The 23,056-nt window shown below is 69.9% G+C and carries 20 protein-coding genes and 1 pseudogene; 6 read left to right on the plus strand and 15 right to left on the minus strand.

Annotated elements, in window-relative coordinates:
* Positions 1–57 precede the first annotated feature (57 nt).
* Together OG302_RS04645 and OG302_RS04650 are read left to right on the plus strand one after the other, a co-directional pair.
* Positions 58–618, plus strand: a complete 561-nt coding sequence (locus tag OG302_RS04645; protein WP_371525521.1) for a DoxX family protein — start codon at positions 58–60, stop codon at positions 616–618.
* Positions 619–772: 154 nt separating this feature from the next.
* Positions 773–1,228, plus strand: a complete 456-nt coding sequence (locus tag OG302_RS04650; protein WP_371525522.1) for an RDD family protein — start codon at positions 773–775, stop codon at positions 1,226–1,228.
* Between the two features lie 85 nt (positions 1,229–1,313).
* Here the strand turns inward: OG302_RS04650 and OG302_RS04655 are convergent, their stop codons facing one another.
* Entirely contained in the window at positions 1,314–2,483 is a 1,170-nt protein-coding gene (locus OG302_RS04655) for a damage-control phosphatase ARMT1 family protein (RefSeq protein WP_371525523.1), read from the minus strand.
* Between the two features lie 189 nt (positions 2,484–2,672).
* Here OG302_RS04655 and OG302_RS04660 point away from each other — a divergent pair, with 189 nt between their 5' ends.
* The gene (locus OG302_RS04660; protein WP_371525524.1) at positions 2,673–4,730 is read left to right on the plus strand and encodes a phosphocholine-specific phospholipase C; all 2,058 of its coding nucleotides are present in this window, start codon (positions 2,673–2,675) and stop codon (positions 4,728–4,730) included.
* A gap of 8 nt (positions 4,731–4,738) precedes the next feature.
* Here the strand turns inward: OG302_RS04660 and OG302_RS04665 are convergent, their stop codons facing one another.
* Positions 4,739–5,395, minus strand: a complete 657-nt coding sequence (locus OG302_RS04665) for a helix-turn-helix domain-containing protein (protein ID WP_371525525.1) — start codon at positions 5,393–5,395, stop codon at positions 4,739–4,741.
* An 83-nt stretch (positions 5,396–5,478) separates the two neighbouring features.
* Between OG302_RS04665 and OG302_RS04670 the strand changes: the two genes are divergently transcribed.
* Positions 5,479–6,147, plus strand: a complete 669-nt coding sequence (locus OG302_RS04670) for a class I SAM-dependent methyltransferase (RefSeq protein ID WP_371525526.1) — start codon at positions 5,479–5,481, stop codon at positions 6,145–6,147.
* Here the strand turns inward: OG302_RS04670 and OG302_RS04675 are convergent.
* From OG302_RS04675 to OG302_RS04700, 6 genes are all read right to left on the minus strand, one after another.
* Entirely contained in the window at positions 6,116–6,649 is a 534-nt protein-coding gene (locus OG302_RS04675) for a GNAT family N-acetyltransferase (protein ID WP_371525527.1), read from the minus strand. The genes OG302_RS04670 and OG302_RS04675 overlap by 32 nt on opposite strands.
* Positions 6,650–6,845: 196 nt before the next feature.
* The gene (locus tag OG302_RS04680; protein ID WP_371525528.1) at positions 6,846–7,238 is read right to left on the minus strand and encodes an ATP-binding protein; all 393 of its coding nucleotides are present in this window, start codon (positions 7,236–7,238) and stop codon (positions 6,846–6,848) included.
* Positions 7,239–7,273: 35 nt separating this feature from the next.
* Positions 7,274–8,158, minus strand: coding sequence for an MEDS domain-containing protein (locus OG302_RS04685; RefSeq protein WP_371525529.1), 885 nt, complete (start codon positions 8,156–8,158; stop codon positions 7,274–7,276).
* 209 nt (positions 8,159–8,367) lie between these two features.
* Positions 8,368–8,928, minus strand: coding sequence for a TetR/AcrR family transcriptional regulator (locus OG302_RS04690; protein WP_371525530.1), 561 nt, complete (start codon positions 8,926–8,928; stop codon positions 8,368–8,370).
* A 54-nt stretch (positions 8,929–8,982) separates the two neighbouring features.
* Entirely contained in the window at positions 8,983–10,371 is a 1,389-nt protein-coding gene (locus OG302_RS04695) for an amidase (RefSeq protein ID WP_371525531.1), read from the minus strand.
* Complete coding sequence (locus OG302_RS04700; protein ID WP_371525532.1) at positions 10,358–10,567, minus strand: hypothetical protein; 210 nt, start codon at positions 10,565–10,567, stop codon at positions 10,358–10,360. The genes OG302_RS04695 and OG302_RS04700 overlap by 14 nt, the downstream gene beginning before the upstream one ends.
* Positions 10,568–10,695: 128 nt before the next feature.
* Here OG302_RS04700 and OG302_RS04705 point away from each other — a divergent pair, with 128 nt between their 5' ends.
* Positions 10,696–11,661 carry an MBL fold metallo-hydrolase gene (locus OG302_RS04705; protein ID WP_371525533.1) on the plus strand — a complete coding sequence of 322 codons (966 nt, stop codon included), beginning with the start codon at positions 10,696–10,698 and terminating at the stop codon, positions 11,659–11,661.
* Positions 11,658–12,092 carry a GNAT family N-acetyltransferase gene (locus tag OG302_RS04710; protein ID WP_371525534.1) on the plus strand — a complete coding sequence of 145 codons (435 nt, stop codon included), beginning with the start codon at positions 11,658–11,660 and terminating at the stop codon, positions 12,090–12,092. Before OG302_RS04705 ends, OG302_RS04710 begins: the two co-directional genes overlap by 4 nt.
* A gap of 26 nt (positions 12,093–12,118) precedes the next feature.
* On the opposite strand, the gene pulA is transcribed toward OG302_RS04710, so the two are convergent.
* The 7 genes and pseudogenes from pulA to OG302_RS04745 all read right to left on the minus strand — a co-directional run bounded on the left by pulA (position 12,119) and on the right by OG302_RS04745 (position 22,758).
* Positions 12,119–14,824, minus strand: coding sequence for a pullulanase-type alpha-1,6-glucosidase (pulA, locus tag OG302_RS04715; RefSeq protein WP_371525535.1), 2,706 nt, complete (start codon positions 14,822–14,824; stop codon positions 12,119–12,121).
* Between the two features lie 179 nt (positions 14,825–15,003).
* Positions 15,004–16,401: pseudogene (locus tag OG302_RS04720) on the minus strand (alpha-amylase family protein); the annotation flags it as partial.
* A 374-nt stretch (positions 16,402–16,775) separates the two neighbouring features.
* Positions 16,776–17,861 (minus strand): LacI family DNA-binding transcriptional regulator, encoded by a 1,086-nt coding sequence (locus OG302_RS04725; protein ID WP_371525536.1) that lies wholly within the window; start codon positions 17,859–17,861, stop codon positions 16,776–16,778.
* Positions 17,849–19,498, minus strand: coding sequence for a glycoside hydrolase family 13 protein (locus OG302_RS04730; protein WP_371525537.1), 1,650 nt, complete (start codon positions 19,496–19,498; stop codon positions 17,849–17,851). The genes OG302_RS04725 and OG302_RS04730 overlap by 13 nt, the downstream gene beginning before the upstream one ends.
* A 66-nt stretch (positions 19,499–19,564) precedes the next feature.
* Positions 19,565–20,479, minus strand: coding sequence for a sugar ABC transporter permease (locus OG302_RS04735; RefSeq protein ID WP_371525538.1), 915 nt, complete (start codon positions 20,477–20,479; stop codon positions 19,565–19,567).
* Positions 20,476–21,486: a carbohydrate ABC transporter permease gene (locus tag OG302_RS04740; protein ID WP_371525539.1), complete on the minus strand. Its 1,011-nt coding sequence runs from the start codon at positions 21,484–21,486 to the stop codon at positions 20,476–20,478. Before OG302_RS04740 ends, OG302_RS04735 begins: the two co-directional genes overlap by 4 nt.
* Complete coding sequence (locus OG302_RS04745) at positions 21,487–22,758, minus strand: extracellular solute-binding protein (protein ID WP_371525540.1); 1,272 nt, start codon at positions 22,756–22,758, stop codon at positions 21,487–21,489. It lies immediately after the preceding gene.
* Positions 22,759–23,056: the final 298 nt, after the last annotated feature.

The raw sequence follows: 23,056 nt of genomic DNA on the forward strand, positions 1-23,056 counted from the left end.
GACAGGACCGGTCGGCAGCCACTCATCACCCTTCACTGATCAACAGGAGAGATCCGCATGCCCCTTTCCGCTTCCACCCGTGCATCCACCGCCGTCCTGGGCGGCGGCCGCTCCCCCTTCGCCTCCGCGCACCACGGCGGTGACATCGGGCTCCTTCTGCTGCGTTGCGCGGTCGGTCTGACCATGGCCGTCCACGGCGGCCAGAAGCTCTTCGGCTGGTTCAACGGTGCCGGCCTCGACAGCACCGCGGGCTTCTTCGCGAGCGAGGGCTACGCCGCACCGAAGACCATGGCCACGATCGCCGGCCTGACCGAGACGTTCTGCGGCCTCGGCCTCGCCATCGGCCTGCTCACACCGCTCGCCGGGGCGGGCATCGTCGGGATCATGCTCAACGCCATCGCCATGAAGTGGGGCAACGGCTTCTTCAACCCCGCCGGCATCGAGTACGACCTGATCCTGCTGGCGGCCGCCGTGAGCCTGGCGCTCGCCGGTCCCGGCAGGTTCGCCGTGGACCGCCTCCTGCCCGTCCCGCGCGCACACCGTCTGTCGCACGGGATCGCTGCCGTGGCCCTCGGCGTGGTCTCGGCAGCGATCGTCCTGATGGCCCTGCGCGACTGACCACCGACTGACCACGCCCAGCCTCGCACCACCCCCCTGGGCGGCAACGCGGCCCCGGACAGTAGCGTGCGGCCTGGGCCGGGTGGTGACCGGCCTGCGTTCGGACACAGGACGTTCGGACACAGGACAGGGAAAGAGGCCGGGAAACAGAGCCGTGGTCGATCAGCAGTACGCCCCCACCCGTGTTGTTCCCCCTTCGCAGACCCGCAGGGTGACCGCGGCGGTCATCGACGCGCTCGTCGCTCTGGTGTGCGGCATCGCGGTCGGAGCCGCGGCCGGTGTGAAGGTGAGCGATGGAGTGGTCGGACTCCGGCCGCAGTCCCCCACGGTGTGGGGGACCGCGCTCGGCGTGGCCGTCGGAGTCTCCTTCGTCAACCATGTCCTGCTCACCCAGGCGGTCAGGGCCAGTCTGGGGAAAGCGACCGCGGGTCTGCGTGTGGTCCGCGCCTCCGACGGCCGGCGTCCCGGCCTCGTCCGGCTCGCCGGCCGTTGGCTGTTCGGCTTCTACTGGATGATCGTCTTCGTCCCCGTCCATCTGGCGACGGACAGCGATGTTGAACAGCAGGACGCGGTGGGCGTGCGCGTGGGGCGACGGACGGCCCGTTCCTGACCCGGCGCGAGCGGTGGCCGGGCTTGCCGACCCCGCTGAGTCCCTTTCGCCGACCGGTCACGCCTGGCGGCAGCTTCGCGGCAGGTCACCGCCGTGCCTGGATGAGGGCGTGGGTCCCGCTGGTTCGCCACCCCTGGCCGTGTTCGGCGTCGAGGGCCGTCTCGGTCCGCTCGTCGAGGCCGACGATCACGTCGGACTTCAGTGTCCGCAGGGCGGCCACCGGGCCGGGGAAGTACGCGGTGCGTTCCTCGAACGGCGTGGTCGCGGGCCACAGTTGGTCGCCGACGAGGCGGCGGTAGTTGAGGTCGCCCTTCATGACGGTCACGTCGGCCCCGGCGAAGTCCTGGCACAGGTCGTCGGGCATCCGCGCGTACGGCAGCGGGGCGCAGGAGAACGTGTGGCTGCGGACGGTGAGCCGTCCGTTGCCCATGGCCGACCACAGACGTTCGCCCACCTCTGCCGCTGCACCTCGCGCACGGTTCAGACGGCGCAGACAGTCGATCACGTCGGCGTTCATGGCATCCGACACGTAGTACGGGTACGGCTTGACGTGCAGGACGGCCCGCTCCGCGCGCTGCCGCAGCAGAAGGTGGTCGATGAGGATGAGGTCGGGCAGCAGCTCACGGCCCGCGTTGTCCGCGACGAGGCACAGCGTGCCCGCGCCGCCCTCGGGCAGCAGGGACCACAGCACCTCGGAGTCGTCGGCGACGAGACGCGAGTCGACGGCCCCGGCTCCGCCGCCGCCCGCGGCGAAGCCCAGGTCCGCGCGATTGCCCCACAGCGAGCCCAGGAGCAGCGCCTGACGCTGCTCGTCGAGGGGCCGCGCGGCCAGCCGGTCGAGCGCGGCCAGTTCCTCGTCGGCCTCCCCGGTGTGGAGCTCCGCCTGCTTGAACGGACGGAACGGGTCGATCCCTTGCCAGGGCCCGTCCTCGAAGTAACCGACAGCCGTGAGGAGTTGGCGGTAGAAGTAGCTCTCGGCCCACAGGAAGGGCACGTCGAACCAGGACGTGCCGACGTACTCGCGCCCCCATTCCTCCCAGAGGTGGCGGTCGTGTGCCTCCGGCCCCATGGGTTCGATCACTCCCTCCGTGGCCTGCGTCAGCAGGGCGTCGAGGGCGCGGTGCTGACGCGGCCCGTAGGGGAAGGCGTCACGCACCTTCTTGATGAGCGCGGGGTGCCGCTCGGCGAGCACGCTCCTGGGGAAGGAGCCGGGCTCGTTGCTCAGGATGACAGGGGCGTCGACGTCTTCTGACATGGCTCGCTGGTCCTCCGGTTCGGTACTCGGCTGCTGTCGGGCGGCGATGCCACAACGGCCCGCCGCGTTGCTCCTGAAGGTGAAATCTTCCTGTTCCTTCACCTTTTCCACTCACCATTTGACGTCGCGAGGGCGGGTCGGTCTACGGTGACCGGCCCTCTATCCCCCACGTTTCAGAGGTACAGCTTCATGCCCGCATTCAACCGTCGACGCTTTCTCCAGGCAGCGGGTGGCACCGCGGGCGTCGCGGCTCTGTCCGCCAGCATCATGCGCGCCGCCGACATCCCCGCCTCCGCCCGGTCCGGATCGATCGACGATGTCGAGCACATCGTGGTCCTCATGCAGGAGAACCGCTCCTTCGACCACTACTTCGGCACGCTCAACGGCGTCCGCGGATTCGGTGACCCCCGCCCGCTGATGTTGGAGAGCGGAAAGTCCGTATGGCACCAGTCCGGTGGCGGAAAGGAAGTCCTGCCCTACCACCCGGACGCCGACGATCTGGGAATGCAGTTCATCGCCGGGCTGAGCCACGACTGGGAAACCGGCCACCAGGCGTGGAACAAGGGCAAGTACGACGACTGGATAGCGGCCAAGACCCCCGGGACGATGGCATACCTGACCAGGGACGACATTCCGTTCCACTACGCACTGGCCGACGCCTTCACGGTCTGCGACTCCTATCACTCGTCATTCATGGGCGCGACGGACCCCAACCGCTATTACCTCTACTCCGGGCATGCCGGAAATGACGGAAAGGGCGGCGGGCCGGTCCTCGGCAACGAGGAGGCCGGTTACGACTGGACCACCTATCCCGAGCGCCTGGAGAAGGCCGGGGTGTCGTGGAAGATCTACCAGGACATCGGCGACGGCCTCACCGAGGACGGACTGTGGGGTGTCCTGGAGGACGCCTACCGCGGAAACTACGGCGACAACTCGCTGATGTTCTTCAACAAGTTCCGCGACTCCAAGCCCGGCGACCCCCTCTACGAAAAGGCGCGGAAGGGAACGAACGTCAAGAAGGGCGGCCATCTCCTCGACGACCTCCGCGCGGACGTCAAGGCCGGGAAACTCCCGAAGATATCCTGGGTCGCCGCTCCGGAAGCATTCTGCGAGCACCCCAACTGGCCCGCGAATTACGGCGCCTGGTACATCTCGCAGGTCCTGGACGCGCTGACGTCCGATCCCGAGGTGTGGAGCAAGACCGCGCTGTTCATCACGTACGACGAGAACGACGGCTACTTCGACCACGTGCCGCCGCCCTGTCCGCCGGCAGACTCCTCCTGGGGCGCGTCCACCGTCGACACCGAGCTCGACCTCTTCCCCGGCGACAGCGATTACAGCGCGGGCCCTTACGGGCTCGGCATGCGGGTGCCCACCCTCGTCGTCTCCCCGTGGTCCACCGGCGGCTACGTCTGCTCCGAGGTCTTCGACCACACCTCCGTCATCCAGTTCATGGAGCGCCGCTTCGGCGTCCACGAACCGCACATCTCCCCCTGGCGCCGAGCCATCTGCGGCGACCTCACCTCGGCCTTCGACTTCAGCCTCAAGCACACCAAGCGCGCGGACCTGCCGAGCACCGACGCCTACGAGCCGCCCGACCAGGAACGGCACGACAGCTACACCCCCTCACCGCCCGCCTCGCCCGCCCTGCCCAAGCAGGAGAAGGGCGCCAGGCCCACCCGGCCCCTCCCCTACACGCCGCTCGTCACCGCGGCCGTCAAGCCCTCCGCCGGCACCGTCAAGCTCACCTTCACACCGGGCGACGAGACCGGCGCCTGCTTCCTCGTCACCTCCGGCAACCGCGACGACGGGCCCTGGACCTACACCGCCGAGGCGGGCAAGAAGCTCTCCGACACCTGGAGCACCGCCGCCTCCGACGGGACGTACGAACTGACCGTGCACGGCCCCAACGGCTATCTGCGTACGTACGAAGGCACCGCCGCGACCCCGAGCCCGGAGGTGACGGGACGCCACGACGAGAGCAGCGGCCGCATCAGGCTGACCTTCACCAACCCGGCCAAGGCCGCCTGCCGCCTCACCGTCACCAACGCCTACGGCGGCAAGAGCACGGAGCTCACGATCGCGGCAGGCGGCCGGAAGACCCGCTGGGTCGACCTCGGCCACAGCAAGCGCTGGTACGACCTGCGGGTCAGGTCCGACAGCGACGACGCCTACCTGCGCAGGCTCGCCGGGCACGTCGAGACGGGCGAACCCGGCACCAGCGACCCCGCGCTCCGCACCGCCTGACCACGGTGCTAGGCCCCCTCGGCCTCCTCGGCCTCCTCTGCCTCCTCTGCCTCCTCTGCCTCTTCGCCGCTGCCGGGCCTGACGCGCAGGTGCATGCGCTCGCCCTGGGCCCCGTACAGGGCGAGGAACTCGACGGGAACGTCACCGGCGTTGGCGAAACCATGCGGGGTGCGCGTGTCGAACTCGGCGGCTTCGCCCGCGGTGAGCACCAGGTCGTGGTCGCCCAGGGCCAGCAGCAGGCGGCCGGAGAGGACGTAGAGCCACCCGTAGCCCTCGTGCACGCCCTGCTCGGGGCGCGCGGTCTGCCGGGTGCCGTTCCTGGTGACCGGCAGGACCCGCTTGTAGGCGTGCATTCCGCCGAGGTAGCGGGTGAGGGGGACCCAGGTGTTGCCGTGCCGCACGAACGGCCGCGGGTGGATGCGCGGGTCGCCGGTCTGGGGCGCGCCGACCAGTTCGTCGAGCGGCACGCCGTACGCCTTGGCCAGCGGCAGCAGGAGCTTCAGGGTGGGTTCGCGCTGCCCGGCCTCAAGGCGCGAGAGCGTGCTCAGGGAGATCCCCGTCTCCTCACTCAGCCGGGCCAGGGTGGCGCCCCGCGCCTTGCGCAGGGCCCGCAGCCGCGGCCCGACGGCGGTCAGCACATCCGTGAGTTCGGCGTCGTCGCTCATCCCGCTATTTGCCGTGTCGGCAAATATCTTTGTCAAGCCGCCCCGGCCGCGCGCAGGGTTGCCGCAGAGCAGAAGGAGCCCACATGAGCGACCACAATCACGGCACCCACACCGCCTCCGCCGCCGATTCGGCCGAGGCGTTCTGGGACGACCGCTACCAGCAGAGCGGCCGTCTGTGGAGCGGCGAGCCGAATGCCGCACTCGTCCGCGAGACCGAGGGGCTCGTTCCGGGCAGCGCCCTGGACCTGGGCTGCGGCGAGGGCGGCGACGCGATCTGGCTCGCGCGGCAGGGCTGGCGCGTCACCGCCACCGACATCTCCGGTGTCGCCCTCGGCCGCGCCGCCGAGCACGCGGCCCGGGCGCAGGTCGCCGACCGCATCGACTGGCAGCGGCACGACCTGGGAGTCTCCTTCCCGGCCGGCAGTTACGACCTGGTCTCCGCCCAGTTCCTGCACTCCCTGCACGAGATGCCGCGCGAGCAGATCCTGCGCGGTGCCGCCGCGGCCGTCGCCGACGGCGGCACCCTCCTGATCGTCGGCCACATGGGCTTCCCCGCCTGGGAGACCGAACCGCACCCGGGCGTGGACTTTCCCACCCCCCAGAAGGTGCTTGCCGCCCTCGACCTGCCGGCCGGGCAGTGGGACGTGCTCGTCTGCGACACCCACGAGCACGCCCTGACGGCCCCGGACGGGGAGCCCTCCACGCGGACCAACTACACCGTCACAGTGCGGCGCCGTCCCCTCGGCCGGTGACGAAGCGGGCCGTGGTCGCGTCCTCGCCGCAGCGCCGCAGTCCGGCCTTCTCCAGCACACGGACCGAGGCCGGGTTGGCCAGTTCCACATCGGCGTACACGGTGTGCACGTCCGGCGAGGTCAGGGCGTACGCCGTGAGGGCGCGGGCGGCTTCGGAGGCGTGGCCCAGGCCGCGCCGCGAGGCCACGATGCCGTAGCCGATCTCGAGAGCGCCGTCGTTCGGCGGCCAGAACAGCCCGATCGCGCCGATCACCAGGCCACTGGCCCGCTCGATGATCTGCCGCTGTCCGTACGGGCCCAGCGCGTCCGGCCGGTCGGCGATGAATCCGGCGATGACCCGGCCTTCGTCGGCGGGGAAGTCCTCCGCCCAGTGCGCCAGGCGGCGGTCGCCGAGGACGGCGGTGATCTCGTCGGGAGACCAGGGCCGCAGCACGAGCCGGTCCGTGGTCAGGTCCGTGCCGGACGACGAGAACGAAGAAGACGATGAGAGAGAAGAAGACACGCGGTACTCCTGGTCGTTTCAGACGACCGGGCCGCTCACACCAACCGTGTGCGCGGTGCGACCCGGACAAGGGCATGTTGATGAAGCGTCTGGCGGGCCATATTCATCAACCTCCCTTGTCGCAGCGGCAGTCGCGTCATTCGCGCGTCGATCGATCGTACAGGCCTCGATGCGCGGACCGCCCTGCCGCAGGGCCTCACCGCGGCTTGGGCAGGTGCACGGTCAGGGTCACCTTGCTCCCGCCGGGTCCCGCGGAGATGGTGAGCTCGTCGGTGAGCAGGCCCGCGAGCCACAGGCCCCGGCCGCCCGCGTGGCCGTCGAGGCCGGGGGCCAGCTCGGGGATGACATCGGCGCTGAAGCCGGGGCCCGCGTCGTGGATGTGGCAGGCGAGCCGGCCGTCGCTGCGCTGCAGGACCAGCGTGCCGCCGCCGCCCGCGTGCTCGACCGCGTTGACCGCCACCGCGTCCAGGGCCACGATGAAGTCGCTGCGCCGCGGCTCGGGCAGTCCTTGGTGGTCGGCGTACTGATCGACGAGCATCCGCAGCCGGGGCAGATCGTCCTGGGTGAATCGCGACTCCAGCAGGGTCACGGGAGGAAGCTCACGAGGACCGGGCGTGGTCGCCATCAGCGGCCCACCTCGCTGATCACCATGTGGGGCACCTGGTCGGCGCCGACTCGGCGCAGTATGCGGGCCAGTACCGGTGGACAGTCCACCCGGACCGGGCCGTGCGGATATTCGAGGACCAGCCGCAGCAGGTCCACGGCGCAGGCGACGCCGAGGAACACGAGGCCGGTGAGGTCCACGGTCACCGGCTGCCCGGAATCCGCGCGGCGCCGCAGCCCGTCGCGCACGGCGTTGAGGAATTCCTCCCGGGTGGCGAGGTCCGCCTCGCCGGCCAACTGCACCACTCCCACCGCCTGTTCCACGTGCAGGGCGCCCATGCGGGGCAGCAGCCGACAGGGATGCGCCTCGTGCATGGCCGCCAGGACATCGGGGTCGAACCATCGGCTGTCGTAGGCACAGATCTCGGTGTACGGGCGGTCGGTGAACAGGTGCTCGGCGTGGGATTCGCGCTGCATCATCACCTCGACATCGGCGCCCAGCTCCCGCACCCAGTGCATGTCGATGTAGGTGCGCAGCCCGGTATAGCCCTCGGCCAGGGCCCGGTTGGTCTCCTCCCTGATGCGCTCCCACTGCCTACGGGGCGTGAACGCGTCCTGGGGATGGATGAGGGAACGCATGCTGCTGAGCACCAACTGCCCTTGCGCCCGGGCGGATCCCAGCACGGCCTCCGGCGTGTCCAGCCTGGCCCACACTTGATCGTCGTCCATGTGCGGGTCGGGGAAGACCATCACCTTCTCGCGCTTCACGAGTCCCGCCCACGCGAAAGCAGACACCACGTCGCGGCCCGCGTCGTCGTCGGCGTAACTGACGAACGCGTGGTCGCCCGCCCGGAGATGCTGCACCGGGATCGTACCGACCGACGCCGAGCCGGCGGCATCTGCCATTTCTCACCTCCGGGGCCGACGAGGCCCGACGGGAACAACTGGGGGCCACACGCTAGCGGTCCTTACCTCACGGCGGCGCTTCGCCGCAGACAGCGACAGATAGCTGACATCGCACCCCCTCTTGGCGATCGAGAGTGCGTGAAGATGAACCGTTCCCCGCTACTTCTGTCCGCCGGATGGCTTCCGGCGCCTGGCGGCGGTCTCCGTGGTCACGACGCCGAGAGGGCGTGATCCACGAGTGCGCGCGCGTAGGCGGCGTCCAGCCGGCTCGGGCGGAAGAGGATGCGGTACATCATCGGCGCCACGACCCGGTCGATGATCTGTTCCCTGTCCGGGGCGGCCTCGCCCCGTTCCGACGCGCGGGCCAGGACGATGTCGAGGTGATCCGCGGCGTAGGCGGAGCACTGGCCCGCGTTGCTCCCGTCCGGGTCTCCGAGGAGCGCGTCCCTGATGTACGCGCGCCCCGGCGGGGAGGCCATCTCGTCGAGGAACTGCTCGGCCCACGCACCGAGGTCCGCACGCAGGCTGCCGAGGTCGGCCGGCGGTGCCTCGGGGCGCAGGTGCTCGACCGCGACGTCGGACAGGAGCTCCTGGAGGTCTCCCCACCGGCGGTAGACGGTCGACGGCGTCACTCCCGCGCGAGCCGCGACGAGCGGAACGGTCAGCGCCTCGCGCCCCAGCTCGGTCTGCAGCTCACGGACTGCCGCGTGGACCGATTCCTGAACGCGGGCGCTGCGCCCTCCGGGCCGAACCATGGGCTTGGGACTCATGACTCCAGCCTAATCCGTTAACGCACATTCGTTGCTTCTACGTGGTGCCGCCACTCAGGCCGCGATCGGAGCCAGCCGCCCCGCTCCGACACCGCTGCCGGTGTCGGCGGTGGCCACCTCGTAGGCACGCCCCACCCGCAGCACGGTCGCTTCGTCGAGAGGGCGCCCCATCAGCTGCATGCCGATCGGCAGGCCCGCGTGGTCCTGGCCCACGGGCAGGGTCAGCGCCGGCACCCCCGCGATATTGGCGGGCGCGGAGAGCCGGACGTAGCTCTCGGAGACGGCCTCCACCGTGCCGTCCGCCCACTCCACGCTCTCCCGAACCGCCTCGGCCGCCGTCATCGGCACCGTCGGGGCCGCGATCACGTCGACGCTGCCGAGCAGCTTCGCCCACGCCTCGCGCATCAGCGTCCTCGCACGCTGGGCCCGGAGGTAGTCACCGGCGGACACGAGCTCGCCCGCCTCCAGCAGGACGCGGACGTCCGGCGCGTACAGGTCGGGCACCGAGCGAAGCGTCTGCTCGTGGTAGGCGGACGCCTCGGGGACCATCAGCCCCCACTGGGTGGGCAGGATGTAGCGCGTGAACGGGATCTCGACCTCGACGAGTTCGGCCCCGAGCTCCTGGAGCTGCCCGATGGCCCTGCGCACGCCCTCCTCCACCTCCGGGCTGATGCGCTCGAAGTAGTAGTTGCGCGGCACTCCCACCCGCAGCCCTGCGAGGTCGCCTTCCGGGGTGGCCCCGGCGCTCGGAGCGGCGGCGCCTCCCACCAGTGCGGCGAGGACGAGCGAGGCGTCCTCCACGGTGCGGGTGAGGGGGCCGACATGATCCAGGGACCAGGACAGCGAGGTCACTCCGCGGCGAGGGACCAGGTCGTACGTCGGCTTGAGGCCGACCACGCCGTTGAGCGCCGCGGGCACACGGATCGATCCGCCGGTGTCGGTGCCCAGCGCGAAGGTGGCTTCTCCCGCCGCGACGGCGACGGCGGAGCCGCCGCTCGAACCGCCCGCGACGCGGCTGTGGTCCCAGGCGTTGCGCGTCTGCGGGGTGGTGAGACCGTAGGCGAACTCGTGGGTGTGGGTCTTTCCGAGGAGCACCGCTCGGGCCTCGGACAGCCGCGCGGCGACGGCGCTGTCGCGTGCGGCGACATGGCCCTCCCTGACGCGCGAACTCGCCGTGGTGGGCATGCCTTGGGCGTCGATCAGGTCCTTCAGGCCCATGGGTATTCCGTGCAGCGGACCGCGCGACGCCCCATCGGCCAGCTCGCGCTCGGCCCGGACCGCGGAACTCCGGGCGGATTCCGCGGCAACGGCGACGTAGGCCTGGAGGCGCGCTTCCACCGCCCCGATGCGGTCGAGCACCGAGTCGGTCAGCTCGACCGGGGAGAGTTCCTTCGCGGCCATGGCACGGGCGGCGTCGGCGAGGGACAACTCAAACGGCTGCATCGACGTCCTCCTGTCCGGGCGTGTAGTGCATCGCGGGCGGCGTGTCGCCGAAGTCCAGTTCGCGCAGCGTGGCGACGACGGACTGGATGTACGTGGCGGTCGCCGCCACCACCTCGTGACGGTCGCTCCCCAGCGGCAGCCCCGCACGGAGCGCCCCTCGGGCGGCCTCCTGCGGGGTGATCTCGGCGGTGTTCATGGACGCCCTCTCGACTCACAAAGGCTAACGGTTTGCTTTAGTGCGAGCCTAGGTCCTACGCTGCCTTAACGCAAACGCATTGCCTTTAGCTTCGGAATCGCGTCACTCACCCACCCGGAGGAGCCTCCATGTCCGCGCCCACACGCCACGCCGCCACCCCCCTCCCCGGCACCCCGGCTGCCTGGACCGTGGGAGACCTCACCGTCCACCGCGTCGACGAGGTGCCACTCCCCCCGCAGACGGGCCCCTGGCTGCTGCCTGGAGCAACCCCGGAGATCGTGGCCCAATCCCCCTGGCTACGGCCCGACTTCGCGGACGAGCAGCGTGTCCTGCGACTGGCGAGCCACAGTTTCGCCGTCGAGGTGAACGGCCTGCGGATGCTCGTGGACACCGGCATCGGCAACGGCAAGCAGCGGGCCAACCCCGCATGGGACAACCTGAACAGTGACTACCTGGCACGGCTGACGGCGGCCGGATTCGCGCCCGAGACGGTGGATCTCGTCGTCCTCACCCACCTGCACACCGACCACGTCGGCTGGAACACCCGGGCCGACCAAGGTAGTTGGGTACCCACCTTCCCCAACGCCCGCTACCTCGCGACCCGCACGGAATGGGACTACTGGGCGGGAGCGGACATGGACGAGCCCCGGCGCCAGATGTTCCGGGACTCCGTGCACCCCATCAGGGACGCCGGACTGCTCGACCTCGTGGACGTCCCTTCCGAGGGCGCCGACATCGCGCCGGGTGTCCGCCTGCGCCCGACCCCGGGCCACACCCCGGGCCAGGTGGCGGTGGAACTGAGCAGTCACGGCGAGAGCGCGCTCATCACCGGGGACTGCGTCCACCACCCCGTCCAGCTCGCCCACCCCGACCTGGGCAGCTGCGTGGACATCGACCCCGCAGCCGCGACCAGGACCCGCCACGAACTCCTGGCAGCACTCTCCGGCACCCGAACTCTCCTGCTGGGCAGTCATTTCCCGCCCCCCACCGCAGGCCACGTGATCAGGGAGGGCGACGCCTACCGGCTCACCCCCGTGTCACCCACGGTCTCGGGCGCAGGCTCAGGCGACGGCTCGGCGATACTGACCCGATGAGCGGAGCGATCTCTTACGCATGGCGTGACGCCATCACCGACGAGGAGATGACCGGCCTCGTCAGGTCGCACGGCGGCGACGCTGTCGCCGGCTGGTGGGACGAGATCAAGCAGCACAGTCTCGGCTGGGTGGGGGCCCGTGACGTCGAGGGCCTCCTCGTCGGATTCGTGAACGTGGCCTGGGACGGCGGGGATCACGCCTTCCTGATCGACACGAAGACGCGCGACACGCACCAGCATCGCGGCATCGGCACGGCAGTCGTCGGCCTCGCGGCAGCGCATGCGCGGGCATCGGGCTGCGAGTGGCTGCACGTCGACTTCGAGCCCGGGCTACGGGACTTCTATTTCGCATCCTGCGGCTTCCGCCCCACGGAGGCAGGCTTGATCCACCTGCCGTCCGTGGAGCCCCCCGGTGTCGGCGAGTGCGACTAGCGCCCGAACAGCGCTACACCCCTGACTCAGCCCCGCTCGAAGACGGCGACCGTGCGGGCGGGGACGCTGAAGGTGCCGGACTCGCTCTCGTACGAGGAGGACTTGACGGTGGCGTCGGCGCCCTTGGCCTGTACGGGATGCAGCCGGTACGCCGTGTCCTTCAGGTCCGTCACCCGCTGCTGCTGTGCCTCCGGGGTCGCGTTGAAGACGACCACGAGGTTCCCGGCCTCCATGGTGATGACGCCGGGAGTCTCGGCGGAGGTGCCCGAGAGCGGGAAGGAGAGCCGGGACTGGACCTGGCCGGCGGTGGCCAGCGAGAACGCGGGCTCGGTCGCCCGCACCTTCACCAGGTCCTGGTACGCGGCCGACGTTCCGTTGATCTCGGCGCAGCCCGGGGTCAGGTTCGGGGAGGTCAACAGGGGCTTCCCGTAGGGCCACTTGTCCTTGTTGTCGGCGGCCGGGGGCAGGCCGCGTCCGAAGCCGTTGCCGTCCCGGCAGTCCCAGTGCAGGGCGTTGAACCAGTCGCCGCTGTCGTAGGAGTTGCGGTCCAGGGACTTCGAGCGCAGCAGGTCGCTGCCGGCCTGGGAGAGGGAAGGTCCCTGGGCCAGGGTGGCGGTCGCCATCGCGAGCACCTGCATACGGGCGCGCTCGGCGGGTGTGGTGTCCGCGGGCAGCTTGAAGGCGAGGGCGTCGTACAGCGATTCGTTGTCGTGGGCGTCGGTGTAGGAGAGGGCGTCGCCGGGAGCGTCCGCGTATCCGGCCGGTGCGCCGTTGTAGTCGACCTCGGAGCCCTTGACCCGCTTTCCCGCGGAGTCGGTGAACGTGTAGGCGGCGAGATTGCCGGTGAGGGCCACCTTGAGCAGGTCCTGGTAGTGCAGGAGCCTGGCCTTCTGCTCGGCCGGTGTGCCATTCGCCTTCGAGGCGTTGGGGTCGGTGAACAGGCCGCTGGCGAAGCCCTGGACGCCGGGGTCCTCGTCGAAGGGGCCACCTCCGCGCACCGCGTCCCGGCCGCGGTCGGAGAAGGTGGCGATGCCCGTGCCCGCCATGTTCTTCTGGGTGGCCTGGACGAAGCGGGCGTCGTCGGCTGTCTCGCCGAAGTTCCAGCCCTCGCCGTAGAGGACGATCTTCTTGCCGTCGACGCCGTCCTTCTTGAGGGTCAGTGCGTCCAGGGCCTCGCGGACGGCCAGGATGTTGGCCTTGGGGTGGTGCCCCATCAGGTCGAAGCGGAAGCCGTCGACCTTGTACTCCCTGGCCCAGGTGACCAGGGAGTCGACCACGAGCTTGCCCATCATGGCGTTCTCGGGAGCGGTGTTGGCGCAGCAGGTGGAGTTGGCGACGGTGCCGTCGGCCAGCAGCCGCTGATAGTAGCCGGGCACGATCTTGTCGAGTACGGACTTGTCGGCCTGGCCGCTCGCCACGGTGTGGTTGTAGACGACGTCCATCACGGTGCGCAGGCCGGAGCCGTTGAGGCCCTGGACCATCTGCCGGAACTCGACCGTGCGGCGGGTCCCGGCGGGGTCGCTCGCGTAGCTGCCCTCGGGCACCGTGTAGTGCAGGGGGTCGTATCCCCAGTTATAGGCGTCCTTGGCGGCGGTCTTGGTGACGCAGGCCTGCTGCTCGCCGGAATCAGGGGCGGGCGACGTCAGGTCGCAGTCGGGCGTGGCCTGGTCGGCGGCGCGCTCGGGGATGGTGCCGATGTCGAAGGCGGGCAGCAGGTGGACGTAGGAGGTGCCCGCCTTGGCGAGCTTGCGCAGATGCTTCATGCCGTCGGACGCCGTGTCGGTGAAGGCCAGATACGTGCCGGGGTGCCGCGCCGTGCGGTCCTCGACGGAGAAGTCGCGGATGTGCAGCTCCTGGATCTGCGCGTCGCGCAGCGGCTCGGCCTTCGGCTTCTTGAGCTGCTCCCAGCCCTTGGGGGCCAGCTTCGGGTCGTCGAGGTCGGCGGCGATACTGCGCTCCGAGTCGGCGGTGAGCGCGGTGGAGTAGGGGTCGGTGACCTTGTTGGTGACAATCTTCTGGACGCTGGGCGCCCACACCTTCACGACGTACCGGTACTGCTTGCCCGACCAGCTCCGGTCACCGGAGACGGACCACACCCCGCTGGTGTCGTCGCGCCGCATCGCCACCCGCCTGCCGTCGAGTTCCAGGCTGACGGACTGGGCGGTGGGAGCCCACAGGGCGAGTGTGGGGCGGCCGTCGCGGAACCGCGGGCCGAGGGCCGCCTTGGTGGCGGTGGGGCTGTAGAGGTCGTCGAGGATGCCCTGGGTCTGGACTCCGGTGGCGGTGAGCAGGGTTCCGTCGGCGCTGCTGCGGGTGGCGACGAGCTGGCCGGTGAGGGCGTGGCGGGCCCGGTCGCGGTCACGCGGGTCGACGGTGAAGGCCGCGTGGCTCTTCAGGTGCGGGTACTTCTCGCGCTGGGCGTCGGTGAGGCCGCCTTCGGCCGGGGCGAGGCGGATGCGCTGCCCCTTGCCCGCGAGTTCGCCGTCCTTGACGGTGAGCTGCCCGTCGCGGGCGTACACCAGCTCCTGGGAGGCGGCATCGCCCTGGACGTCCCAGGCGACGGTGTTCCTGTCGATCCACTGGGCCCGGGACGTGGACAGGTCTAGCGCGGCGGGCGCGTCGGACGCGGCAGGTGCTCGGGGTGCCGCGGTGGCCGAGGACGTCAGGGGCGCGACCGCGGCGAGCAGGGCGATGGCCGTGGTGACCAGGGTGCGGCGGGGGGAGCCGGTCAAGGGAAACTTCTCCTTGTGAAGGATGGGAACAGGGTGGGAACCGGGTACGGAGTGTGAGTGCTGCGGGGGCAGAATCAGTCCGTCCGCGGGTGAGGAACGGAGCCCCGGTCCGGGGTGAGCCGCCCGGCGGCGGGGAAGCGAACGCCGGGCGGCCGGTCATGCGGAAGGGGCGGCGCTCAGCAGCTCCGTGCCCCGGTGTGCAGCGCGAGCGCGGTGTTCGGCGCCACGGCGGCCGTGAACTGGCCCGAGCGGTTGACGGTGACGCTCCTGCCGCTCTGGACGTCGCAGTAGCTGCCCGCGGCGAGGGAGGTCTGGAAGGTCCGGTCGACGGTGGAGCCCTCGTGGTTGACGACCACGTACGCCTTGTCGCCGCGGCCGAAGGCGATGGCGTCGTTGCCGTTGTCCCACCAGTTGGTCATGCCGGTCCCGCGGGCGGTGTTGCGGAACTTGACCATGCTCCTGATCTCGGGCCAGGCGTGCTGGCACTTCCAGCCGTCGCTGTAGCAGGCCTTGACCTGGCCGCCGTTGGGCGAGCCCGCGTCGATGTTGCTGAACTCGTAGCCGGAGTGGACGTCCGGGGCGCCGTAGGGCAGGGCCAGCATGAAGACGTGCGCGAGGGTGTAGTTCGCGCCGTCCTTGTAGCTGAGGGTCTGGCCGTGCCGTTCGGTGTCGTGGTTGGCGACGAAGAGGGCGGCCGAGCCGCTGGGCATATAGCCCCAGCCCTCGCCGAAGTTCTTCAGGTACGCGAGCTTCTCGTCGTTGAACACCCGCTTCAGGTCCCAGCCGTAGCGGAACTCCTGGGCGTCGCCGGTGGCGGTGTACTCGCTCGGGGAGACCGCCTCGCCCGCGCCGTAGATCGTCTCCTGCTTGAAGTAGGCGCCGGTGTTGCTGAGCCTGGACTTGATGTTCTTCAGGTCGTCCACGGGGATGTGCTTGGCCGCGTCGACCCGGAAGCCGTCGACGCCCAGGGACAGCAGGTCGTTCAGGTAGGCGGCGACCCGCCCCCGTACGTACTCCTCACCCGTGTCGAGATCGGCGAGGCCGCCCAGTTCGCAGTTCTGGACGTTCCAGCGGTCCTGGTAGTTGCTGATGGCCGAGCGGCAGTTGTCCATGTCGGCGCCCGAGTACGTGCCCGGGTAGTCGTACTTGGTGAAGGCGGAACCGGCCGAGCCGGTGCCGGAGGCGTTCGTCATGTGGTTGATCACCGCGTCGGCGACGACCTTCACCCCGGCCGCATGGCAGGTGTCGACCATGTTCTTGAACGCGGTCCGGTCGCCGAGCCTAGTGCCGATCTTGTCGCTGACGGGCTGGTAGGCGGACCACCACGCCTCGCCCTGGATGCGCTCCTGGGGCGGGGAGACCTGGACGTAGCCGTAGCCGTCGGGGCCGAGCTGCTGGGTGCACGCCTTGGCCACCGAGTCGAACTTCCACTCGAAGAGCACGGCGGTGACGTCCTTGCCGCCGGGTGGGGCGGCCTGCGCCTGCGGAGCTCCTGCGATGAGGGCGCCCGCGGCTCCCGCGACCAGGGCGAGGGCGGCGGCGACGGGTCTGCGGGCTCGGGTCTTTCGGCCAGCCATGAGGGCCTCCTGCATGAGTGAGGTGTGACCTTGTCCGGCAACGCGCCGTGCCCGTAAGGCCGTTGAAGGATGTTGCAGAAACATTTCAACGCCGTTTTCGGTCGAGACCGTACGACCCTCAAGAACCCCGGTCAACCCTCCGCGCAGACTCTCGCGTCAGATGCGGGATCCCGGGAGTTCACGCGCCGCAAAACCTTTCGCAAGACATTGCGACGGTGTTACGTTCAACCACGACTCCGGTCCGGGCGGCCGGGGGACCCGTGCAACGGGCCCCACGCGCCCGGCCGTTCGGACCGGAGCTTGGGACGGAGAGGCCTCGGCGCCACATCATCACCCCGCTGCCCCACCAGGGGCCGGCACCGAGGACCTCCCTCTCAGCGCCGCGCCTGCGCCGTCGAGCCGCGCACCACCAGCTCGGGCTGGAAGACGAACTCCGTGTGCTGTACGGGATTGCCGTGCAGTTCCTCGATCAGCGCGCCCACCGCGGCGCTCGCCATCGCCTGCACCGGCTGGCGCACCGTGGTGAGCGGCGGGTCCGTGAAGGCGATCAGGGGCGAGTCGTCGAAGCCGACCACGGAGATGTCGCCGGGCACCGACAGGCCGCGCTCGCGCGCTGCCCGGACGGCGCCGAGCGCCATCATGTCGCTGCCGCAGACCATCGCCGTACAGCCCTGGTCGAGGAGGGCACTGGCCGCCGCGTGCCCGCCCTCGACGGTGAACAGGGTGCGCTGCACGAGCTGTTCGGCCTCCCCCTGTTCCAGGCCGAGCAGCGCGTGCAGCGCCGCCGTGAACCCCTCCGCCTTGCGCAGCGAGGGGACGTAGCGGGTGGGCCCGATGGCCAGGCCGATCCGCTCGTGGCCCAGGTCGACGAGGTGGCGCACCGCCATCCGTACGGCCGCGCGGTCGTCGGGCGAGACGAAGGACACCGGGATGTGCTCGTTGTAGCCGTTGATCAGGACGAACGGCACACCGCGCGCGTGCAGTTCGAGGTACCGGGCGGGGTCTGCCGTGGTGTCGGCGTGCAGCCCGGAGAGGAAGACGATGCCACTGACCCGGCGCTCCTCCAGCTGCTCGACCAGCTCGTCCTCGCTCGCCCCGTCCGGCATCTGGGTGCACAGCATCGGCGTGTAGCCGTGCCCGGACAGGACCTGTTCGACGACCTGCGCGAAGGCGGGGAAGATCGGGTTGCTGAGCTCGGGGATGACCAGGCCGACCAGACCGGCACTGTGCCGCTTGAGCCGCATCGGCCGCTCGTACCCAAGGACGTCCAGGGCGGCGAGCACCCGGCGCCGGGTGCCGGCGGCCACCCCCGGCTTGCCATTGAGCACGCGGCTTGCGGTGGCCTCGCTGACGCCGGACTGGGCCGCGATGTCCGCGAGCCGCGGGACACCCCGGTCTCCCCGATCTCCCCCGTCCCCCCGGTCGGCGGACCGCGGCAGGGAGAGGGTCACACCGCCCACCAGACGGTCGTGTCGGCGGGCAGCTCGATCTTGCCGTCCACCGTCTCCACCTCGGCGTTGGACAGGAGGATCCGGCCGGGGGCCGGGATCCGCACCGCCGCGCCGGTGGTGTTGGCCGTGCACACGAAGCCCTCCCGGCGGAAGGCCAGGACGCCCTCGGGGCCCTCCAGCCACTCCAGCGAGTCCCCCGCGCCGAGCCCCGGCTGCTCCCGGCGCACGGCGAGCGCACTGCGGTACAGCTCCAGGGTGGACGCGGGGTCACCGGTCTGCGCCTGGACGCTGAGCTCGCCCCACCCTGCGGGCTGCGGCAGCCAGCTGCCGCCGGCACCGAACCCGTAACTGGAGCCTTCGGTGGTCCACGGGATGGGCACCCGGCAGCCGTCGCGGAATCCGTCCTGGCCGCTCGCGCGGACGAACGAGGGGTCCTGGCGCACCTCGTCGGGCAGCTCGGTGACGTCCGGCAGGCCCAGTTCCTCGCCCTGGTAGACGTAGGCGGAGCCGGGCAGTGCCAGCATCAGGAGCGTCGCGGCGCGTGCGCGCCGCAGGCCGAGCTCGCGGTCGCCGGCGGTGCTGAGCTGGGTGCCGAGCCCCGGTGGGTTGGCGAACCGGGTGGCGTGGCGGGTGACGTCGTGGTTGGAGAGCACCCAGGTCGCCGGGGCGCCGACGGGCCGCATCGCGGCCAGCGACACGTCGATGACCTCGCGCAGCTCCGCGGCGTCCCAGTGGGTGCCCAGGTACTGGAAGTTGAAGGCCTGGTGCATCTCGTCCGGGCGCACGTACGCGGCGGCGCGCTCGACGGTGGGGGTCCACGCCTCCGCGACAAGGATCCGCTCGCCCGCGTACTCGGTGAGGACCTTGCGCCAGCTGCGGTAGATCTCGTGCACGCCGTCCTGGTCGAAGAACGGCATGACGTCGTTGCCGAGCAGCTTGAGCTGGTCCCCGCGACCGATGTCGGGCAGGCCTTCGGCCTTGACCAGGCCGTGGGCGACGTCCACGCGGAAGCCGTCGACACCCATGTCGAGCCAGAACCGCAGGATCGAGCGGAACTCGTCGTGGACGGCCGGGTGTTCCCAGTTGAAGTCGGGCTGCTCGGGGGCGAAGAGGTGGAGGTACCACTCGCCGTCCGGTGTGCGCGTCCAGGCAGGGCCGCCGAAGACGGACTCCCAGTCGTTGGGCGGGAGTTCACCGCCCTCGCCCTTGCCCGGCCGGAAGTGGTAGCGCTCGCGCAGGGGCGAACCGGGACCCTCGCGCAGGGCGCGCCGGAACCAGTCGTGGCGGTCCGACGAGTGGTTGGGCACCAGGTCGACGATGACGCGCAGGCCCAGGTCATGGGCGTCCCGGAGCAGGGCGTCGGCATCGAGCAGGCTGCCGAACATCGGGTCGATCGCGCGGTAGTCGGCGACGTCGTAACCGGCGTCGGCCTGCGGCGAGGAGTAGAAGGGGCTGAGCCAGACGGCGTCGACGCCGAGGTCCCTGAGGTAGGGCAGCCGGGCGCGGATGCCGTCCAGGTCGCCCATTCCGTCACCGTTGCCGTCGGCGAAGCTGCGCGGGTAGACCTGGTAGATCACCGCGCCACGCCACCAGTCCGTGTGAGTGCCGGAGGCGGGGGCCGCAGGGGCAGCGAGATGCTGGGTCATGTCTTCCCTGAGATCGAGAGGTCGAGTGCGAGGGGGGTGTGCCGCGTCCAAGAGGTGGGTGCCGCGTCAGGACTTCGTCGCGCCGGCCGTGAGGCCGGAGACGAGGTGGCGCTGCACGAAGCCGAAGATCACCGCGGCGGGCACCGCGACGATCACGGCGGAGGCGGTCAGCGAGCCCCAGTCGCTGGTGTACTGATTGACGAAGGTCTGCAGGCCGCCCGCCAGGGTGAGGTTCTCCTCGCCGGTCATGAAGGCGGAGGCGTAGGCGACTTCGGCCCAGCCGGTGATGAAGCTGTAGAAGCCGGTGACGGCGAGACCGGGCTTGGCCAGCGGCACGATGAGCCGCCAGAAGGTGCCGAACGGGTTGAGCCCGTCCACACGTCCGGCTTCGTCGATCTCCACCGGGATGGTGTCGAAGTACCCCTTCATCATCCAGGCGCAGAAGGGCACGGCGATCGTCAGATAGGTGACGACCAGGCCGATGGGCTGGTTGAGCAGGCCCAGGCTGGCGAGGAGGTTGTAGAGCGGCACGATGAGCACCGCGACGGGGAACATCTGGGTGATCAGCAGGAGCCACATCAGCGGCCGCATGCCGGGGAACTTGAAGCGGCTGACGGCGTAGCCGGTGGTCGCGGAGATGAAGACGCCGATCACCGTGGTCAGTCCCACGACGAACAGGGAGTTGCCGAGCCAGCTCAGGAACTCGGTGTCGTTGACGACGTGGTCGTAGTTGCGGAACGTGAAGTCCTTGACCAGGTCGGTGGAGAACGCCTCGCTCGTCGGCTTGAACGAGGTGATCAGGAGCCACAGCGGTGGGAGCACCGCGGTGGCGGAGGCGAGCAGCAGGCCCACGTGGAGCGCGACCGAGGCCAGCGGCCCGCGTTCACCGCGCTGCCTGACCTTCTTGGGCCGGTTCGGGGACTTCGGGCGGCTCTGGGACGGGGCCTTGGCCTGGCCCTCGGAGTTGGTCACGGTGGTCACCACACTTCTCCCTGCTTGCGGAGCGCGCGGCGGTAGACGACCGCGAAGAGCGAAAGGAGCAGCAGAATGATGACGCCCCAGGCCGCGGATCCCGCGAAGTCGCGCGGGCTCACGACGAACGAGAGCCGGTAGGCGTACGTCACCAGGATCTCGGTGGCGTCGCCCGGACCGCCCCGGGTGAGCAGGAAGATCACCGGGAACATGTTGAAGGTCCAGATGCCGCTGATGAGGATCACGGTGCTGCTGACGGTGCGCAGGCCCGGCAGCGTGATGTGCCGGAAGCGCTGCCAGGCGTTCGCGCCGTCCATCTCCGCGGCCTCGTAGAGCTCGCCGGGAATGGACTGGAGTCCGCCGAGCATGGCGACCAGCATGAACGGGACGCCGAGCCAGACATTGACCATGATCACCGAGAGCTTGGCCCAGGTGGGGTCGTTGAGCCACGGAATCGCGTCGATGCCGCCACCGGCGAGGAGCTTGTTGAGGATGCCGTTCTTCTCGTTGAAGAGCAGCCGCCAGGTGAAGACGGAGACGAAGGCGGGCACCGCCCACGGCAGGATCAGCGCCATCCGGTAGAGGGAGCGTCCCGCCAGCTTGCGGTTGAGCATGTTCGCCAGGGTGAGGCCGAGCGCGAAGGAGATGGCGACGCAGGAGACGGTCCAGATGACCGTCCAGGTCAGCCGGTCCCAGAAGACGCCGTCGGAGAGGACCGCCGTGTAGTTGTCCAGGCCGACGGACTTGTAGGTCGCCGGGATGTGGTTGACGCCGATGGTGCGCTCGACGTTCGCCTCGTTGGCGTCGGTCGTCGACAGGTACAGGCCCCGCACCAGCGGGTATCCGATGATCACGCCGATCACGGCCACCACGGGGGCGACCATGGCCCAGGCGTACCAGTGGGTGGACAGCGACCTGCGGAGCCGTCCTGGGGTCTTGCCGGTCCGCGGGCCGCGGCCGCGGACGCCGTGGGCGTCCGCGGCCTTGGCAAGGGACTGGCTGCTGTCAACAGCCATTTACTTGTAGTCCTTCAGCAGCTTGCGGTAGGCGTCGCCGACACCCTTCGCCCCGTCCTCGGGCGAGGTCTTGCCGCTGAGCACCTTCTCCATCTGCAGCCGGATCGGCTCGAACAGGGCGTTGGCCTCCGGGATCCAGGGCCGCTCCACGGACTTGTCCACGGCCGGCTTGAAGAACTGGACCATCTGGTTGTCCTTGACGGACTTCACGTCGTACACAGAGGTACGGGTGGGCAGCAGGCTCAGCTTCTCGGTGGTCTGCTGCTGCACCTTGGCCGAGCTCATGTACTTGATGAACTCGTAGCTGGCGTCGAGGTTCTTGGAGCCCGCGTAGGCCGCGAGGTTCCAGCCGCCCTGCGGGGAGGCCTGCCGGTCGCTGCCGCCGGGCACGGGGGCGATGCCGAGGTTGGCCTTGTCGCCCTTGAACTCCTTGCCCTGCATGGCTCCTTCGATGGACCAGGGTCCGTCGAGGGCCATCGCGACGTCGCCGTCCTTGAAGGCGTTGAGCTGGTTGTTGTAACCGTCGCTCGCGTCGGTGGTGGCCGCCTTGGAGTCGACCAGGTCCTTCATGACCTTGAAGGCCGCGGCGCCCTGGGGGTCGTCGACGGTGACCTTCTTGCTCTTGGTGTCGAGGAGGTCGCCGCCCTCGCCGTAGAGGTACGGGAGGTAGTAGTACGGGTCGTCACCGCGCAGGTAGAGGCCGGTCTTGCCGGTCTTCGACTTGATCTTCTTCGCGGCGCTCTTCACCTCGTCGAAGGTCTTGGGCGCCTCGACACCGGCTTCCTTGAGCATCTTCTTGTTGTAGAAGAGCGCCAGGGTGTCGATGGTCTGCGGGGCGGCGTAGGTCTTGCCCTTGAACTTGGTGCTTGCCGCGGCCTGCGGGAGGTAGTCGTCCGCCTTGTCGAGGGCGGGGGTGCCCTCCAGCGGGGCGAGGTAGCCCAGGTTGGCGAAGTCCGCGACCCAGGCGACCTCGGTGCGCATGACGTCGGGGGCGCCGGAGTTGCCGCCCGCGGCGTTCTTGAACTTGGCGTTGGCCTCGCCGAACGCGACGCTCACGTAGTTGACCTTGACGTCCGGGTGGAGCTTCTCGAAGCCCTTGGCGAGCTTCTCGTAGGTCCCCTTCTCGGCATCGTTCGAGGTGTCCCAGAAAGTGACGGTCCCGGACAGCTTGCCCGAAGCCTTCTTGCCGCTGTCACCGTCATCGCCACCGCACGCTGCCGCTGTCAGGGCCAGGGCCGCGACGATTGCGGTGGCCGCTATGCCACGCCGCATGTGAACTCCTTCAACTGATCCCGGAACAAGGGGAGGCGGAACCCCAGCTGGACCCCAACTGAGCTGCCTCCTGCGAGCCGCACTCGACGCGGCGCCGGGTTGCCAGGGAACGTAACAGGATTGAAAAGCGCCCGAAAGAGCTTGCGGGAAATTTCTGCAAGGACTGCTGATCGTTACCGCCGTGTGTCCTTTCGGTTTCTCTTGCTGCGCTTGACAGGCCCCTGAGGTGGCACATGGCCGCCCTCATCGCGTCCGGAGTGGCCCGCAAGCTCCTTGCAAGGGCAGAGCTTTCTGCAAG

The organism is Streptomyces sp. NBC_01283 (genome assembly GCF_041435335.1).
Classification (GTDB): Bacteria; Actinomycetota; Actinomycetes; order Streptomycetales; family Streptomycetaceae; genus Streptomyces.